Source organism: Dinoroseobacter sp. S76 (assembly GCF_049801095.1).
Taxonomy (GTDB): domain Bacteria; phylum Pseudomonadota; class Alphaproteobacteria; order Rhodobacterales; family Rhodobacteraceae; genus Dinoroseobacter.
This window is the reverse complement of the sequence record NZ_JBNAGH010000002.1, coordinates 11,096-24,761: the sequence shown is the minus strand read 5'-3', so window position 1 is coordinate 24,761 and position 13,666 is coordinate 11,096. Positions and strand designations below refer to the sequence as shown.

General features: G+C 63.6%; 17 protein-coding genes. 6 read left to right on the top strand and 11 right to left on the bottom strand.

The annotated features are described in order from the left end of the window. Positions 1 to 14 precede the first annotated feature (14 nt). From ACP153_RS05880 to ACP153_RS05860, 5 genes are all read right to left on the bottom strand, one after another. On the bottom strand, positions 15 to 749 hold the full coding sequence (locus tag ACP153_RS05880) for a TylF/MycF/NovP-related O-methyltransferase (protein WP_424970052.1): 735 nt from the start codon (positions 747 to 749) through the stop codon (positions 15 to 17). Positions 750 to 789: 40 nt separating this feature from the next. After that, the gene (locus tag ACP153_RS05875) at positions 790 to 1,101 is read right to left on the bottom strand and encodes an antibiotic biosynthesis monooxygenase family protein (RefSeq protein WP_424970051.1); all 312 of its coding nucleotides are present in this window, start codon (positions 1,099 to 1,101) and stop codon (positions 790 to 792) included. Positions 1,102 to 1,257: 156 nt separating this feature from the next. Continuing rightward, the gene (rpsI, locus tag ACP153_RS05870; protein WP_424970050.1) at positions 1,258 to 1,752 is read right to left on the bottom strand and encodes a 30S ribosomal protein S9; all 495 of its coding nucleotides are present in this window, start codon (positions 1,750 to 1,752) and stop codon (positions 1,258 to 1,260) included. A gap of 4 nt (positions 1,753 to 1,756) precedes the next feature. Further along, the gene (gene rplM, locus ACP153_RS05865; RefSeq protein WP_424967475.1) at positions 1,757 to 2,215 is read right to left on the bottom strand and encodes a 50S ribosomal protein L13; all 459 of its coding nucleotides are present in this window, start codon (positions 2,213 to 2,215) and stop codon (positions 1,757 to 1,759) included. Between the two features lie 150 nt (positions 2,216 to 2,365). Then, positions 2,366 to 3,787 carry a PLP-dependent aminotransferase family protein gene (locus ACP153_RS05860; RefSeq protein WP_424970049.1) on the bottom strand — a complete coding sequence of 474 codons (1,422 nt, stop codon included), beginning with the start codon at positions 3,785 to 3,787 and terminating at the stop codon, positions 2,366 to 2,368. A 93-nt stretch (positions 3,788 to 3,880) separates the two neighbouring features. Here ACP153_RS05860 and ACP153_RS05855 point away from each other — a divergent pair, with 93 nt between their 5' ends. After that, entirely contained in the window at positions 3,881 to 4,099 is a 219-nt protein-coding gene (locus tag ACP153_RS05855; protein ID WP_424970048.1) for a DUF1127 domain-containing protein, read from the top strand. Positions 4,100 to 4,154: 55 nt separating this feature from the next. Here the strand turns inward: ACP153_RS05855 and ACP153_RS05850 are convergent, their stop codons facing one another. After that, entirely contained in the window at positions 4,155 to 4,580 is a 426-nt protein-coding gene (locus tag ACP153_RS05850; RefSeq protein WP_424970047.1) for a PaaI family thioesterase, read from the bottom strand. Positions 4,581 to 4,636: 56 nt separating this feature from the next. Between ACP153_RS05850 and ACP153_RS05845 the strand changes: the two genes are divergently transcribed. Next, positions 4,637 to 5,431: an enoyl-CoA hydratase gene (locus tag ACP153_RS05845; RefSeq protein ID WP_424970046.1), complete on the top strand. Its 795-nt coding sequence runs from the start codon at positions 4,637 to 4,639 to the stop codon at positions 5,429 to 5,431. Between the two features lie 3 nt (positions 5,432 to 5,434). Here the strand turns inward: ACP153_RS05845 and ACP153_RS05840 are convergent, their stop codons facing one another. Further along, positions 5,435 to 6,055: a lytic transglycosylase domain-containing protein gene (locus tag ACP153_RS05840; protein WP_424970045.1), complete on the bottom strand. Its 621-nt coding sequence runs from the start codon at positions 6,053 to 6,055 to the stop codon at positions 5,435 to 5,437. A 161-nt stretch (positions 6,056 to 6,216) separates the two neighbouring features. Between ACP153_RS05840 and ssb the strand changes: the two genes are divergently transcribed. Continuing rightward, positions 6,217 to 6,729, top strand: coding sequence for a single-stranded DNA-binding protein (gene ssb / locus ACP153_RS05835; RefSeq protein ID WP_424970044.1), 513 nt, complete (start codon positions 6,217 to 6,219; stop codon positions 6,727 to 6,729). A gap of 48 nt (positions 6,730 to 6,777) precedes the next feature. Here the strand turns inward: ssb and ACP153_RS05830 are convergent, their stop codons facing one another. The 3 genes from ACP153_RS05830 to ACP153_RS05820 all read right to left on the bottom strand — a co-directional run bounded on the left by ACP153_RS05830 (position 6,778) and on the right by ACP153_RS05820 (position 10,101). Then, positions 6,778 to 8,004 carry a hypothetical protein gene (locus ACP153_RS05830; RefSeq protein WP_424970043.1) on the bottom strand — a complete coding sequence of 409 codons (1,227 nt, stop codon included), beginning with the start codon at positions 8,002 to 8,004 and terminating at the stop codon, positions 6,778 to 6,780. A 324-nt stretch (positions 8,005 to 8,328) separates the two neighbouring features. Next, positions 8,329 to 9,468, bottom strand: a complete 1,140-nt coding sequence (aroB, locus tag ACP153_RS05825; RefSeq protein ID WP_424970042.1) for a 3-dehydroquinate synthase — start codon at positions 9,466 to 9,468, stop codon at positions 8,329 to 8,331. Between the two features lie 75 nt (positions 9,469 to 9,543). Continuing rightward, positions 9,544 to 10,101 carry a shikimate kinase gene (locus tag ACP153_RS05820; protein WP_424970041.1) on the bottom strand — a complete coding sequence of 186 codons (558 nt, stop codon included), beginning with the start codon at positions 10,099 to 10,101 and terminating at the stop codon, positions 9,544 to 9,546. 122 nt (positions 10,102 to 10,223) lie between these two features. Between ACP153_RS05820 and ACP153_RS05815 the strand changes: the two genes are divergently transcribed. Genes ACP153_RS05815 through ACP153_RS05805 form a run of 3 tightly spaced genes read left to right on the top strand, consistent with a single transcriptional unit; the run spans position 10,224 to position 12,806 of the window. Then, positions 10,224 to 10,358 (top strand): hypothetical protein, encoded by a 135-nt coding sequence (locus ACP153_RS05815; RefSeq protein ID WP_424970040.1) that lies wholly within the window; start codon positions 10,224 to 10,226, stop codon positions 10,356 to 10,358. 16 nt (positions 10,359 to 10,374) lie between these two features. Next, a complete protein-coding gene (locus tag ACP153_RS05810) occupies positions 10,375 to 11,883 on the top strand; it encodes a hypothetical protein (protein ID WP_424970039.1) in 1,509 nt (502 codons plus the stop codon). After that, positions 11,880 to 12,806: a site-specific tyrosine recombinase XerD gene (locus ACP153_RS05805; protein ID WP_424970038.1), complete on the top strand. Its 927-nt coding sequence runs from the start codon at positions 11,880 to 11,882 to the stop codon at positions 12,804 to 12,806. Before ACP153_RS05810 ends, ACP153_RS05805 begins: the two co-directional genes overlap by 4 nt. Here the strand turns inward: ACP153_RS05805 and ACP153_RS05800 are convergent. Next, positions 12,803 to 13,609: a metallophosphoesterase family protein gene (locus ACP153_RS05800; protein WP_424970037.1), complete on the bottom strand. Its 807-nt coding sequence runs from the start codon at positions 13,607 to 13,609 to the stop codon at positions 12,803 to 12,805. The two genes, ACP153_RS05805 and ACP153_RS05800, sit on opposite strands and share 4 nt — an antisense overlap. Positions 13,610 to 13,666: the final 57 nt, after the last annotated feature.

Genomic DNA, 13,666 nt, shown 5'->3' with positions numbered 1-13,666 from the left:
GGCATGCCCTTCGATTATGCGCGCTTCACGAGCATCGGATTGCGGCCATCGATCACGTGGTACTCAGGATGCTCGGAGACAAATTCATCCATTGCGGTCTTGGCGCCGCCATAATCATGGTAATCATCCAGAATGATCATTCCCCCTGGAACCAAAACAGCATCCACCGCCTTGAGACAGTAGCACACCGGATCATACCAATCGCAGTCAATATGAGCGAAGGCCAAAGGCGCAAGATCGACATTCGGAACTGTTTCCTCGAACAACCCCTTGTGCAGCATGATCTTGCCAGGCTCGGGAGGAACTCCGTAGCGCGTCAGGGTCGCGCTCACGCGCTCGTAGAGATCATCGAGATAGCCATAGTAGGTCTCCTCATTGATCCCCTTGGATTGGCCAGACACAATGACTTTATAACGCTCCTTCGAGGCCGCGTCGTCTTTGTCCGAGGTTGGCTCCGGGATCGTTGTGAAGACATCGAACCCGTGAAAAACCCGCCCCTGGGCTTTCGCGGTGCGTGCAAGCAATACAGCAGACCCGCCCAGAGCAACCCCAAACTCTGCAATTCCGCCCTCGAGTTTCTTGTCCTCAAGCGATTGCAGCGCCTCTTCGATGCGGATCAGTTTTGCATGACTCAAGTAAGTAAGCCCCTCGACCTTCAAGGACTGACTGAGGCGGCTGGGTGCCTTTCTGATGCCCAATACATTCAACGTGCTTCGCAGATAGATTTTCAGTTTCCGCAACGGTGACATCAATTCCCTCCCCCTGATGTGTTTGCACGGTGCGCTGCGCTCAGCTCAGCTCCTGAATGCTGTCAAACACCTCGAGCACGGGTGGGCCGTCATACATCTCGGCGCTGGATTTCGCGCCCTTATGGGCCATGCGGAAAGCCTCGGACTTGGTCCAGGCCTCGAACGCACCCCGATCCCGCCAGAGCGTGTGAGAGGCGTAGAGACGAATGCCCTCCTCCGCGCTGCCTTTCATCAGGTGGAAGGACACGAACCCATCCACCTGCTTCAGATGGCTGTCGCGTGATTGCCAGACGGTTTCAAACGCCTCTTCCTGCCCGGTTTTGACGCGAAAACGGTTCATGGTGAGAAACATCTATCAGGCTCCAATTGCTGTGAACCGCGCGGGCGATGGCTGGCGCTGGGATAGGGGCAGAGAAGCGGACGCCCCCGTGCGGGTCAAGGCAGCGCACCAAAAAAGGGCGCGCCGCATGGCACGCCCTTTTTGACTTGTCTCGAAAATCCGGCTGGATCAGCGCTTGGAGAACTGGAAGCTCTTCCGCGCTTTGGCCTTACCGTATTTCTTCCGCTCGACCACGCGGCTGTCGCGGGTGAGGAAGCCTGCTGCCTTGAGCGCGCTCCGCAGGGAGGGATCATAGAGCTGCAGCGCCTTGGAAATCCCGTGACGGACAGCGCCCGCCTGACCGGACAGACCGCCGCCCTTGACCGTCGCGGTCACGTCGAACTGGTCCTCGACACCGGCCACCTGGAAGGGCTGGCGCAGGATCATCTGCAGCACCGGACGTGCGAAATACACGTTCAACTCCTTGCCATTCACGGTGACCTTGCCGGAGCCCGGCTTGATCCAGACACGGGCAACCGCGTCCTTCCGCTTGCCGGTGGCGTAGGAGCGGCCCAGTTCATCACGAACCGGCTCGCGCGAGATGGTGGTTTCGGGCGCCACGTCGGCGACGGAGCCCTCAGCGACGGCACTCAGGTCGTCGAAGGATTTGATCTCTTCAGCCATTCACTCAGCTCCGGGTGTTCTTGGAATTCTTGGACGCCAGGTCCAGCACCTCGGGGCTCTGGGCCTCATGGGGGTGCTCGGCGCCGGCATAAACGCGCAGGTTGGTCATCTGCTGACGCGACAGCGGCCCACCGGGCAGCATGCGCTTGACGGCCTGGGTGACCACGCGCTCAGGGTACTTGCCCTCGAGGATCTGGCCGGTGGTGCGGGACTTGATGCCGCCCGGATAGCCCGTGTGCCAGTAGTTCGGCTTGTCGCGCTTCTTGCCGGTCAGCTGAACTTTGTCTGCATTGATGATGATGACATTGTCACCCATATCCATATGCGGCGTGAAGCTCGGCTTGTGCTTGCCACGAAGGCGGGTGGCGACGATCGATGCCAAACGGCCCAGAACGATGCCTTCGGCGTCGATCAGGATCCATTTCTTGTCGATATCCGCCGGTTTTGCGGTAAAGGTTTTCATTTCTTCGCCCTATCAGAACGTGAGCCGGGGCCATGCCCGGTTTGATGGGCGCGTTCTAAGGGATCTAGCGGCGGGGTCAAGTGCCTTGATGCAGCATTATTTGTTGAAAAACATAGGTTTGAAAATAAGGTATTAATATACCCCCACTTTCTAGACCGCAATCCGCTCCGGCGGATGGTCCAGAAGACCGCGCAAGCGTTCCAACGCGTTGTCAAAGCTCTTGCGGCTGACACCCCCGTTTACCGCCAAGCGGATCGCATGGGGTGCGCGGCCGTTGCGGTCGGCGTAATCCTCGGCGGTCCGGATCTGTACGCCCTCGGACTCGGCGGCCCGGGCAAAGGCACTGGCCCGCCAACCCGGCGGCAGGCTCAGCCAGACAAAGAGCGCATCCTCCCGCCAACGCAGATCGAACCGCCCCAGCTTGTTGACCATGGAGCGGACATAGCAGGCGACCTCCTTGCGCAGATCGTCTTGCATCTTGGGCAGTGAAGGATGGGTCAGCAATGTCGCGGCCAGATCGGTGATCGGCGTGGCCAGACCAAAGAATCCGGCCTCCGCCGCCCGGCGCGCCGCTTGCGCCTGCCCATCCGGGGCCACGACGAAGCCAAAGCGCAAAGCCGGGCTTAGGGATTTCGAAAGGGAGGAGACGAACCAGCCCCGCTCAGGTGCGAGCGCCCGGAGGCCAGGACCGGTCACCGCGCCAAGGCGATAGGTATCGTCCTCCAAGAGTTGCAGGTTCACCCGCCGAGCCGCCTCGACGATTTCGAGCCGACGGGCCGCAGTCATGGCGATCAGGAGTGGGTTCTGCACCTCGGTGGACAGACACAGCAATTGCGCATCCGTTTGGCGCGCGATCTCCACCAGCGCGTCCGGACGCACCCCGTGCTCGTCCATGGGCACCGGCACAACCTCCGCGCGCAGCAACTCCGCCGCGCGGCGGTAGCCGGGATAGGCCAACTCCTCCACGAGCACCACCGGGCGCCGCCCGGTGAGCACCGCTTGCATCACAAGAAGGATACCGCTCTGCGCCCCGTGTGAGAGCACGACGTCTTCGGCGCCAAGGCGGCCAAGCGTGACATTGGACAGATAAGAGACGACCGCCTCCCGGGCTGCCTGCCCGGTCCGATGGCCGGGATAATGCATCACGCCCGAGGGCGGCGCGGCGGCGATCTGCATCAGGCTCTCGCGGATCAACCGGGCTTGCCCGACATTGGGCAAATGGGGCGAGATCAGATTCACGTCATGGGGGTCAGCCTCGGAATTGTGCAGTACGGAATCCACTTCCGGCACACGAAGAGGCGGCGCCGAGATCGCCTTTTGCGCCACGAAGGTGCCCCGCCCCACTCCGGTCTCCAGCAGCCCCGCATCGGTGAGCCGCGTATAGGCCCGCGCCACGGTGCCCGGCGTCACAGAGACCCGATAAGCCAGATCCCGCACCGGAGGCAGTTTCTCCCCCGGTTTCAGGGCACCACTTGCGATCGCCTGACGCAGGGCTTCGGCCAGCCGCGTGTATTTTGGTCCAGTGCCAACGCTCAGGGCGTCCGAAAGATCACCAAACCAAATTGTATCCATCACAATGTTTCCTTAGACAGGCGCGCCACAAGATTGTATCAATATGATGCCTGATACCAGGATTTGTGTCAATACAATTTAGGAGACAGACCCATGACACGCTCTGCCAATGCTGCCTTGATCGCGCAGTTGTCGACCGCTCCCGCCCTGCCCGCCCTGGCGCAGTTTGCGCTGCGCGTCGCGGTGGCACTGACGAAATGGGACACTCAACGTCGAACACGCCGCGGCCTCCAGGGGCTCAGCGACCATCATCTCCGGGATATTGGACTGACGCGCGATGACGCCGAGCGCGAATTGCGCCGCATCTTCTAGCCCATCGGAGATATCTCCCCTGACTGCCGGCCCCCTTGGGCCGGCTTTTTTGTGACTAGGTGGCGCTTGGAGGGATGGAATAGGTGAGCGAGGCGCGGGCCACGACCTTCTCTAACCCCTCGGAGCGTATCAATACATCGCCCACGGCAAGGACGCGTCCGAGCTTCAAGAGCCGCGCTTCGGCGATCAGATCCTTGCCGGCTTCGGGTTTTCGCATGAAATCGATGGCACAATTCGTGGTCACGGCCAAAGCCACAGGCCCAAGACGGGCCAAGATCGCCAGATAAATCCCCACATCCGCCAGTGCGAACATGGAGGGTCCGGAGATTGTACCCCCCGGGCGCAGATGCTTGTCCTGAGTGATCAGCCGCACGACGAGCCGCTCGGCTGCAACCTCCTCCACCCGGAAATCCCCGGCCACCTGAGGAAAAGCCTCCGCCAGAAACGCCTCCAGCGCCTGCGCATCCATCTCAACGGTCATCTTGCCCCCCTGCCCTTTGGCCCCCTAAGGTTGCGGCAAACCGACGGGAGGGCAAGATGGCCGACGAAATACTCACACGCGCGGATCAGGATGGCATCGCCACACTGACCCTGAATGCGCCCAAGACCCTCAACGTGCTGTCCGACGCGATGCTCGCAGCCCTTCAGGCGCAGATTGACGCGCTGGCGGAGGATCGCGCGACCCGGGTTGTGGTGCTGCGCGGGTCTGGGCGGGCCTTTTGCGCAGGGCATGACTTGCGGGAGATGACGGCGTCGCGCCAGGCCCCGGATGGCGGGGCGGCGGCGTTCAAGGACCTCTTTGACCGTTGCGCACGGATGATGATGGGGTTGCAGGCCCTGCCCCAGCCGGTCATCGCCGAGGTGCACGGGATCGCCACCGCTGCGGGCTGCCAGCTTGTGGCCACTGCGGATATGGCTGTGGCGGCCGAGGGCACGCTGTTCGGGGTGAACGGGGTGAATATCGGGCTCTTCTGCTCCACCCCCATGGTGGCCTTGTCGCGCAACATCCCGCGCAAGCAAGCCTTTGAGATGTTGACCACCGGCGAGATGATCGACGCCACCCGCGCCCAGGAGGTCGGGTTGATCAACAAGGTCGTGCCGGCCGAGGCCCTGTCCTCCGAGGCCGCAGCGCTGGCCGCCCGCGTGGCCGAGAAACGGGGCGAGGTCGTCGCCATCGGCAAGCGCGCTTTCTACGAGCAGGCCCAGATGCCCCTGGCCGAGGCCTATGCCTATACGGGCGATGTCATGGTGCAGAACATGGCCTTCCGGAACACCGAAGAAGGAATTGCGGCGTTTCTCGACAAACGCCCGCCGAACTGGACAGAGGAGTAGCCCCTAGAGCGTGCCCATGATCCGACGCACATAGTTCCGCGTCTCTTTATAGGGCGGGATCCCGTTATGCCGGGCTACGGCCTCGGGGCCCGCATTATAGGCCGCCAGAGCGAGCTTCCAGTCGCGGAACCGCTGGTATTGCGTGCGCAGATAGCGCGCCCCGCCATCGAGGTTCTGGCGCGGGTCATGGGGGTTCACCCCGAGATCCCGCGCGGTGCCGGGCATGAGCTGCGCGAGACCGATCGCCCCTTTATGGGACACAGCCTTGGCGTTGAACGCACTCTCCTGTTGCACGAGCCGGAGGAACAGATCCTCCGGAATGCCATGGCGCCGCGCAGCCGCCTTGGCCATGGAGAGATACGGTCCCGCATAGCTGCCACTATAGGAGGGGATGTCCGCCGAACGTCCGGTGCGACGCGGCAGGAAACGGGCGGAATGCTCGTATTGCGAGGCCCCGCGCCTGTCGAGCACATTGGTCTGGGAGGAAAACAGCGAGGCCCGGGACGAACTCGACCGCGAGGTATCGGCAAAACCGGCCCCAACCGTGGTGCCGCCAACAGCCACCACCACCAGCGCCGCACAGAGCCGCGCCCAAGTCAGGCAGTTCTTGCCAAGGTTTCGCATGGGTTTCTCCCTCATCTCCTCCCGGTTTATAGGCGGAATGTTAAAAAACGCCAACCATCCACAACCTGTCGCTGCTTCCGACTTTTCATTACCCGCGTGCGATGGTGTAACGTCATCACAACTCAGTGCAGATCCGAACACAGATTCGAAGGGAGGCGGTCATGGCAGGCTCGGTCAACAAGGTCATCTTGATCGGAAATCTCGGGCGCGACCCGGAAGTGCGCACGTTCCAGAACGGCGGAAAGGTCTGCAACCTGCGGATCGCGACCTCGGAAAACTGGAAAGACCGGAACACCGGTGAGCGGCGTGAAAAGACCGAGTGGCACTCGGTCGCGATCTTTTCGGAGCCCCTCGCCCGCGTGGCAGAGCAGTATCTGCGCAAGGGCTCCAAGGTCTATATCGAAGGCCAGCTCGAGACCCGCAAATGGCAGGACCAGTCCGGTCAGGATCGCTATTCGACCGAGGTCGTTCTGCGCCCCTACCGGTCCGAGCTGACGATGCTCGACGGGCGCGAGGGCGGCGGTGGCGGCATGGGCGGTGGTGGCGGCGGCGGCTACATGCCCGATCAGTCCGGCGGCGGCTATGGCGGCGACGATCGCTATGGCGGTGGTAGCCCGGCGCCCAGCGGCGGTGGTCGCTCCAACAGCGATCTGGACGACGAGATCCCGTTCTAAGCCAAGCGGGCCACGCTCGGTCTGGCGCGCCCCGATCCGGGGCGCTGCTCAGAAATCGAAGCTATCGACAAGGGTTAAGAGCCCCGCGCCGGGCTCCCAATCGGACCAGCGTTCAGTGTCCATGCGGTTGCGCAGGCCGCCCTCTTCGTCACCATTGCGCTCGTTCCAGAGATCTGAAAACCATTGACGGCGCAGGCCGGGATCCTCGCGTGCAAAGCGCGCTACGTCATCGGCGCTGCCATCATCATCCACATCGACGGTCGTGACGCTGACACCGCGAAAGTTCGAATCCTCTCGCGGAAGAACCATCTGGAAGATCACCAGATCCTCGGTGAAGTATTCCGGGGCGACCATGCGCGTGAACCCGGCCTCGACGCCCGATTCCACGACGATATCCGTCTCGATATCCCATGTCAGACCGCCATCAACGCTCTCGAGGACGCGAACAAGGCCCGTGCCGATCTCGTCGAAGGTCATGTAGAGATGCCCTTCTTCGTTCGAGCTCAGCTGGACATAGGCCTCGGAGGCGAAGGTGTGATCGGGCGAGATCCGCTCGCTCCAGCTCCGCGTGTCGCCGTCATAGATGAAGAACTCGAGCTGCGGAGTTTCTTCCTCGGTAACATTCGCGAGATAGATGTCATTGCCCACGACGGTCACGCTGTAATGGCTGGCAAAGACCTGGTAGGAGCCGAGATCCGACACCTCCTCCAGCGCGCCCGTGGCCCCATCGAGCCAGCTGATATTGGTGTCCGTGGCCAGCAGCACGCCCGTCACCTCAGGCGTTGAAACCAGCCGCGCGGAAGCCGCCTCATGGTCCGGGAACCGCGTGGTTTCCGTGCTCCAGCTCGCGCCGCCATCCTCGGAGCTCGAGAGCGTGATACGCGGCGCAAAGATGTTGGACTGAATGGCCACGGCATAGATCGTGCCATCCTCGGCCACCAGGTGATTGGGCAGGCTCACCCGCCCCGAAGCGATCCCCTCGACCGCGAGGCTCGGATCGGCCAAGGCGCTCCAGCCATGGGTGTCCGCGTCATAGTCGAGGGCTTGATAGTAGATCTCGCCATCATCGCCCTGAAAGGAGACGGTCAGCGTCTCGCCATCGGGCAGCATCTGCAGATGCGCTGTCGAGAACCGGCCCGTATCCTCGAACCGGTAGGTTTCATCCCAGGTTGCGCCGTTGTCGTAGCTCGAGCGGAGGGTCAGCCCCGCGAACCGACCTTCATTCAAGACAATGTGGATGGCGCCATCCGGCGTTTCGATGATCTTGTCCTGCATGCGCGAGACGGTGATCGCGTTCGCCTTCCATCCCCAAAAACCAGTCCACTGCGAGAGCAGCATCGTGTCCACCTCGATAAGTCACTTTTCACAAATCGATCAACGGCACGCCCCGATTGCCCCGGGGTCGGGTTAGAATTCCCCGACACGCCCACGCCGTTAACCATTCTTAATCATAGATCCAATGAATGACAAAACCCGTGTTAGGGAACCGTTAGGAAACACGCGCAGTTTCGCCAGTTCCGCGAAAAAGCGCGGCTCATTTCTGCGAAAACGTCAGTTGCAGCGGGACTCCGGGACTGTTTTCTGGGCAAATGCCCGGATCTAGACCGCGCGTTGGTCGAGCGCGTCCTGCAGCACAGACAGCACCGCGTCGCGCGGCACCTCGGAGGTCACGAAGGCCTCGCCGATCCCAAGGGCCAGAATGAAACGCAGCTGACCATCGAGCACCTTCTTGTCCTGCCCCATCAGAGTGAGCAGATCCTCGGCGCTCGGGAGTTCCCCTTCGATGTCACGCAGATCGCGTTTTGTCCCCATCTCGGCCAGATGGGCGCGGACCCGGCTGGGATCCTCTTGCGCGCAAAGCCCAAGCCGCGCCGAGAGCTCAAAGGCCAGGGCACAGCCGATTGCCACCCCCTCCCCATGGAGGAGCCGGTCGGAATAGCCCGTCGCCGTTTCGAGCGCGTGGCAGAAGGTGTGGCCGAGATTGAGGAGCGCACGATCCCCCTGCTCGGTCTCGTCGCGCACCACAATCTCGGCCTTCATCTCGACCGAACGGCGCACGGCCGCCACCCGCGCGGTCATATCCCCGGCGGCGAGCTTGGGTCCTTCGGTCTCTAGCCACGTGAAAAAGTCGGCATCCCCGAGCAGGCCGTATTTCATCACCTCGCCATAGCCCGCGAGGAAATCGCGCGGGGTCAGCGTACCGAGGATCGCCGTATCCGCCAGCACGAGGCGCGGCTGGTGAAACGCGCCGATCAGGTTCTTGCCATGGACCGAGTTGATCCCCGTCTTGCCGCCGACGGAACTGTCGACCTGGGCCAAGAGGCTCGTGGGGATCTGGACGAAGCCGACCCCGCGCCGCAGAACAGCCGCCGCAAAGCCCACGAGATCGCCAATAACACCGCCACCAAAAGCGATGACCAGATCGCGGCGCTCGACCTTCTGCTCCAGCAACCAGTCGACGGTGCGGCTGAACTCAGGCCAGCCCTTGGTGGCCTCGCCCGCTGGCAGGGAGAGGGCCGTGCTCTCGATCCCGGCGCGCTTCAGACTGTCCTGCAGGGTGGCCAGATGCAGCGCGCCGACCGTCTCATCGGTGACAATGCTCACGGTCTTGCGGGTCAGGAGCGGCGCGATCCGAGCACCGGCCTCTTCGAGGAGCGCTGGCCCGATCACCACATCATAGGCCCGGCTGTCCAGGGGCACATGGACGGTTTCCAGAAGGGAGGCGGCAGCGTCGGACATGGGGGGCACCTTTCGCGCAAGAGGGCGGCCCCGGTGCTCTAGCAGTCTGGTCCCGCAGGCTCCACCCCCGAGCGCCTAGCCCGCGACAAAGATCCCCGGACGGCTGGCAAGGGCGGCGATCACCCGCTCCGCCATGGCCTCGATCGTCAGGTCCGGCGCGGCCTTCACATGAACAGCGGCCTTTTGATAGATCGGCACCCGCGCGGCAAAGATCTCGGCCAATGTCGCGCGCGGATTATCCGTCAGCAGCAGCGGCCGCGTCGTCTTGTGGCGCACCCGGTTCCAGAGCAGCTCGAGATCCGCATCAAGCCAGACCGACACACCCAGTTCAGCGATGATCGTGCGATTGCGCTCGGCCAGAAACGCCCCGCCCCCGGTCGACAGGATCGAAGGTGCGCCGGTCAAAAGCCGCGAGAGAACCTCGGTCTCGCGATCCCGGAAAAACGCCTCGCCGTCCCGCTCGAAAATCTCCGCGATCTTGGCATTGGCCGCGCGCTCGATCTCGTGATCGCTGTCGATAAAGGGCACCCCAAGCTTGGCCGCCACGGCTGTCCCCACGGCCGTCTTGCCCGCGCCCATCATCCCGACGAGCACGACCGGACAGGTCAGCTGCACTGTTGCGGCTTCGGCCACTTATCGCCACTCCTGCAAAAATTCGAACGCATGTGATAGCATAGCGCTTGAATGGCGGGAAGCGTCACGAAATACCATAGAGAAAAAGCATAAGACGCAGGCAGGCAAAGGTACGAGCAGTGTTGGGAAAACTCTTTTTGGTTGTATTGGTGCTGGTCGCGCTCGGCGCGCTGGGGCTGTTGGGCTACGGGTATGTGGGCGATTTGCCGTCCGAGAGCACGCCCGTGCGCATTCCGGTGACGCTGGATGGGCAGTAGGGCGCGACAGGCTCTGTTGAGCGGGATCGCCCTGATCTGCCTCGGGGGCACTCCCGGGCAGGCGCAGGATCCGATCTCGGCCATCGACTGGTTGTCGGACATCATTGCCCAGCCAAGCTCGCCGCTGCCGCGCCGGGATGATGACATCGCGCCTTCGGCCAGTGTCGAGGCAATCGAAGTTGCCCCGCTGGAAGATCAGGCAATTGACGGTGTCGGGCTGCTCCCGATCAGTGTCTCGGGCCTGCCCCGGGATTTCTGGGGAGTGACCCCGGCGGCGGATCTGGCCCGCGATTTGCGCGCGCAAAGCACTGGCCTGCCCCTGCCTGCGCGGCGTCTGCTCAAGCGGATCCTGCTGGCAGAGCTGGACCCGCCGGTGGATACCGGCCCGGACCATACCCTGTTTCTGGCGCGTCTTGATGCGCTGCTGGCCTTTGGCGCACTGCCCGATGCCCAGGCGCTGGTGGAGCGTGCCGGGGTCAGCGACGATCCGGAAGTGTTCCGCCGTTGGTTCGATATCAGCCTCCTGCGCGGCGATGAGGACCGGGCCTGCGCCACCCTGCGGGCTGTGCCCGATGTGGCGCCGACTTTTTCGGCGCGGATCTTCTGTCTCGCGCGGAACAATGACTGGCCCGCGGCCGCGCTCAGCCTCGAGACGGCGCGCGCGCTCGGCTATGTGAGCGAGGCCGAGGATCTGCTCATGGCGCGGTTCCTCGACCCGGAGCTCTTCGAGGGCATGCCGCTGGCCGCGCCCCCCGAACCGATCACACCGCTCAGCTACCGGATGCTGGCCGCACTGGGCGAGGCGCCCCCGGCCCGGACCCTGCCGCTTGCCTTCAATCACGCGCTGCTCTCGCCCAATCAGGGCTGGAAACCCCGGCTCGAAGCCGCCGAACGGCTGGCCCGCACGGGTGGGATCACCGGCGGCGAGCTCTTCGCGCTCTATACGGAGAGGAACCCGGCAGCCTCCGGTGGGCTCTGGGACCGGGTCGATGCGATCCAGGCTTTTGATCTGGCGCTCTTGTCAGGAGAGGCAGAGGCCGTTGCCCAAACCCTGCCCCGTGCCATTGCCGAGATGGAGGCGGTCGGGCTGACCGAGGTTTTCGCCGAGTACTATGGAAGCCGCCTCGCCCGCCTGCCGGTGACCCAGGATGCCCGCGATCTGGCCGAGCATATGGTGCTTCTGACGCGGGAGGCCGAAAGCTATGCTGCGCGGATCGAGGATCCGATCCTCGCCTCCATCGCCCGGGGCCTGAGCGCCGAGAGTGCGCCGCCCACGGCGCTCACCGCAGCAGTCACAGCGGCTTTTTCGTCAACGCCTCCACCGCTGCCGCAGACGTTCGAGCGCTTGCTCGCAGCTGAAGAATACGGCGCCGCGACCCTGCGCGCCTTGCGTCTTTTGGGCGATTCTGCCCTTCCGGATCCGGATGATGCGGGGACCGCGTTGGCGGTGCTGCGCATGCTCGGGTTCGAGCAAAGCGCCCGGGAGATCGCCCTCTCCCTCGTTCTGCGCGAGGCGCGGACATGACCCGGCGCTGGATCGACGCCTTTCTCGATGCGCAAGCCGCGGAACTCAACGCGGCGGAGAACACGCGCCTCGCCTATGCCCGTGACCTTCTGGATTTCGAGGCGCATCTGGCCGCAGAGGGCGGCGCCTTTGCCACCGCAAGCCGGGCCGATATCGAGGCCTATCTCGTCTCCTGCAGCGATGCGGGGCTGAGCCAGGCCACCCGCGCGCGGCGGCTTTCGGCCATCAGGCAGCTTTACCGTTTCGCCTATGAGGAAGGCCTGCGCACCGACAACCCGAGCCAGCAGATCAAGGGTCCGGGCCGGGCCAAGCGCTTGCCCAAGACCCTGTCGGAGGATGAGATCGACCGGCTCTTGCTGGCGGCGCGCGAGACCGGCCAGCGCGAGGAGGACCGGGTGCGCAATACCTGCATGCTCGAAGTGCTCTATGCCACGGGGTTGCGCGTCACCGAGCTTTGCGCCCTGCCCGTAGCCGCCGTACGCGGCGATCCTCACCTGATCCTTGTGCGGGGCAAAGGCGGGGTCGAGCGCATGGTGCCCCTGTCGAGCTCGGCGCGCGAGGCGTTGCAGGATTGGCTCGCGTTGCGCGACGCCACCGATGACGCGCGGGTCGCCAAGGGGGCGGCGCCGTCGAAATTCCTCTTTCCGTCACGCGGCAAGCTCGGCCACCTGACCCGCCACCGGTTTTACGTGCTGATCAAGGAGATCGCGGTCATGGGCGGTGTGGATCCGTCCAAGGTCACGCCCCACACCCTGCGCCACGCCTTTGCGACGCATCTGCTCGCACGGGGAGCGGATCTGATCTCGATCCAGGCGCTCCTGGGTCATGCGGATGTCTCGACCACCGAGATCTACACCCATGTTCTGGATGAGCGGCTGAAGGATCTGGTCCTGACCCATCACCCGCTGGCCACAGCGCGCTAGCCGCTGCGGCGGAGCGCGTCTGGGAGCACGTCTTCGCTGGGCCAGATGCCCGTGGCGAGTGTCTCTTGATAGCCTTGGGTCAGGCCCGCGCGGGTCATGGCCGAGATCGCCGGGCGCGCATTGTAAGAGAGCCGCTCAATCAGGATCTTCTCACCCTCCATCACCGCAAACCGCGTCTCGGGACGTCCGTCATGGGGCGGCAGACCGATCGCGCCTGCATTGACCCAGAGGGTCTCGCCAATCTGGCGTTGAAAGGCGATGCCGCAATGGCCGGCGAAAACGATATCGACCTTGCCGATCTCGGCCTCGATCAGGGCGATCTCCTCGGCGAAGACACTCTCGTCCGAGCTGGGCCAGATGAACCGGCTGATATCGGACACACCGCCATGGATCACCGCGCAGCGTTTGCCGCCATAGGTGAAGGTGATCATGTCCGGCAGGTCCGCCATCCAGGCTTTGGCCTCGGCGGGCAACTCGCGCTGCGCGAAGGAGTACCACGCCCGGGACAGCAGATCGCAGGTCGTGTCCGCGCCAAAGCCGCAACCGCAATCCTCAGCATCCTCGGCCAGATTGCGCTCGCAATTCCCGGCCACAATCGCCCCGCCCGTGGTGCGCATGAGCGACCAGGTCGCCTTGGGCTCCCCGCCATAGGCCACGATATCCCCGGTGCAGATCCGCTGCGACGCGGGGATGTGGTTATCGGCGCAATAGGAGAGCAGCGCCAGCGAAGCCTGCAGGTTCGAATACGGCCCACCATAGAGCACAACCTTGCCCTCTAACGTGCCCAGATCGCGTACGTCCATGTCTGTCCCTTGAACCGGCCTCTGCCCGCGCCCATAAGAACATAAAGCCCACAAGGA

What these genes read in the sequence shown, in the direction of transcription:
- ACP153_RS05880 (WP_424970052.1), bottom strand. Translation starts at nt 749, where the DNA reads ATGTCACCGTTGCGGAAACTGAAAATCTATCTGCGAAGCACGTTGAAT.
- ACP153_RS05875 (WP_424970051.1), bottom strand. Translation starts at nt 1,101, where the DNA reads ATGTTTCTCACCATGAACCGTTTTCGCGTCAAAACCGGGCAGGAAGAG.
- rpsI (WP_424970050.1), bottom strand. Translation starts at nt 1,752, where the DNA reads ATGGCTGAAGAGATCAAATCCTTCGACGACCTGAGTGCCGTCGCTGAG.
- rplM (WP_424967475.1), bottom strand. Translation starts at nt 2,215, where the DNA reads ATGAAAACCTTTACCGCAAAACCGGCGGATATCGACAAGAAATGGATC.
- ACP153_RS05860 (WP_424970049.1), bottom strand. Translation starts at nt 3,787, where the DNA reads ATGGATACAATTTGGTTTGGTGATCTTTCGGACGCCCTGAGCGTTGGC.
- ACP153_RS05855 (WP_424970048.1), top strand. Translation starts at nt 3,881, where the DNA reads ATGACACGCTCTGCCAATGCTGCCTTGATCGCGCAGTTGTCGACCGCT.
- ACP153_RS05850 (WP_424970047.1), bottom strand. Translation starts at nt 4,580, where the DNA reads ATGACCGTTGAGATGGATGCGCAGGCGCTGGAGGCGTTTCTGGCGGAG.
- ACP153_RS05845 (WP_424970046.1), top strand. Translation starts at nt 4,637, where the DNA reads ATGGCCGACGAAATACTCACACGCGCGGATCAGGATGGCATCGCCACA.
- ACP153_RS05840 (WP_424970045.1), bottom strand. Translation starts at nt 6,055, where the DNA reads ATGCGAAACCTTGGCAAGAACTGCCTGACTTGGGCGCGGCTCTGTGCG.
- ssb (WP_424970044.1), top strand. Translation starts at nt 6,217, where the DNA reads ATGGCAGGCTCGGTCAACAAGGTCATCTTGATCGGAAATCTCGGGCGC.
- ACP153_RS05830 (WP_424970043.1), bottom strand. Translation starts at nt 8,004, where the DNA reads ATGCAGGACAAGATCATCGAAACGCCGGATGGCGCCATCCACATTGTC.
- aroB (WP_424970042.1), bottom strand. Translation starts at nt 9,468, where the DNA reads ATGTCCGACGCTGCCGCCTCCCTTCTGGAAACCGTCCATGTGCCCCTG.
- ACP153_RS05805 (WP_424970038.1), top strand. Translation starts at nt 11,880, where the DNA reads ATGACCCGGCGCTGGATCGACGCCTTTCTCGATGCGCAAGCCGCGGAA.
- ACP153_RS05800 (WP_424970037.1), bottom strand. Translation starts at nt 13,609, where the DNA reads ATGGACGTACGCGATCTGGGCACGTTAGAGGGCAAGGTTGTGCTCTAT.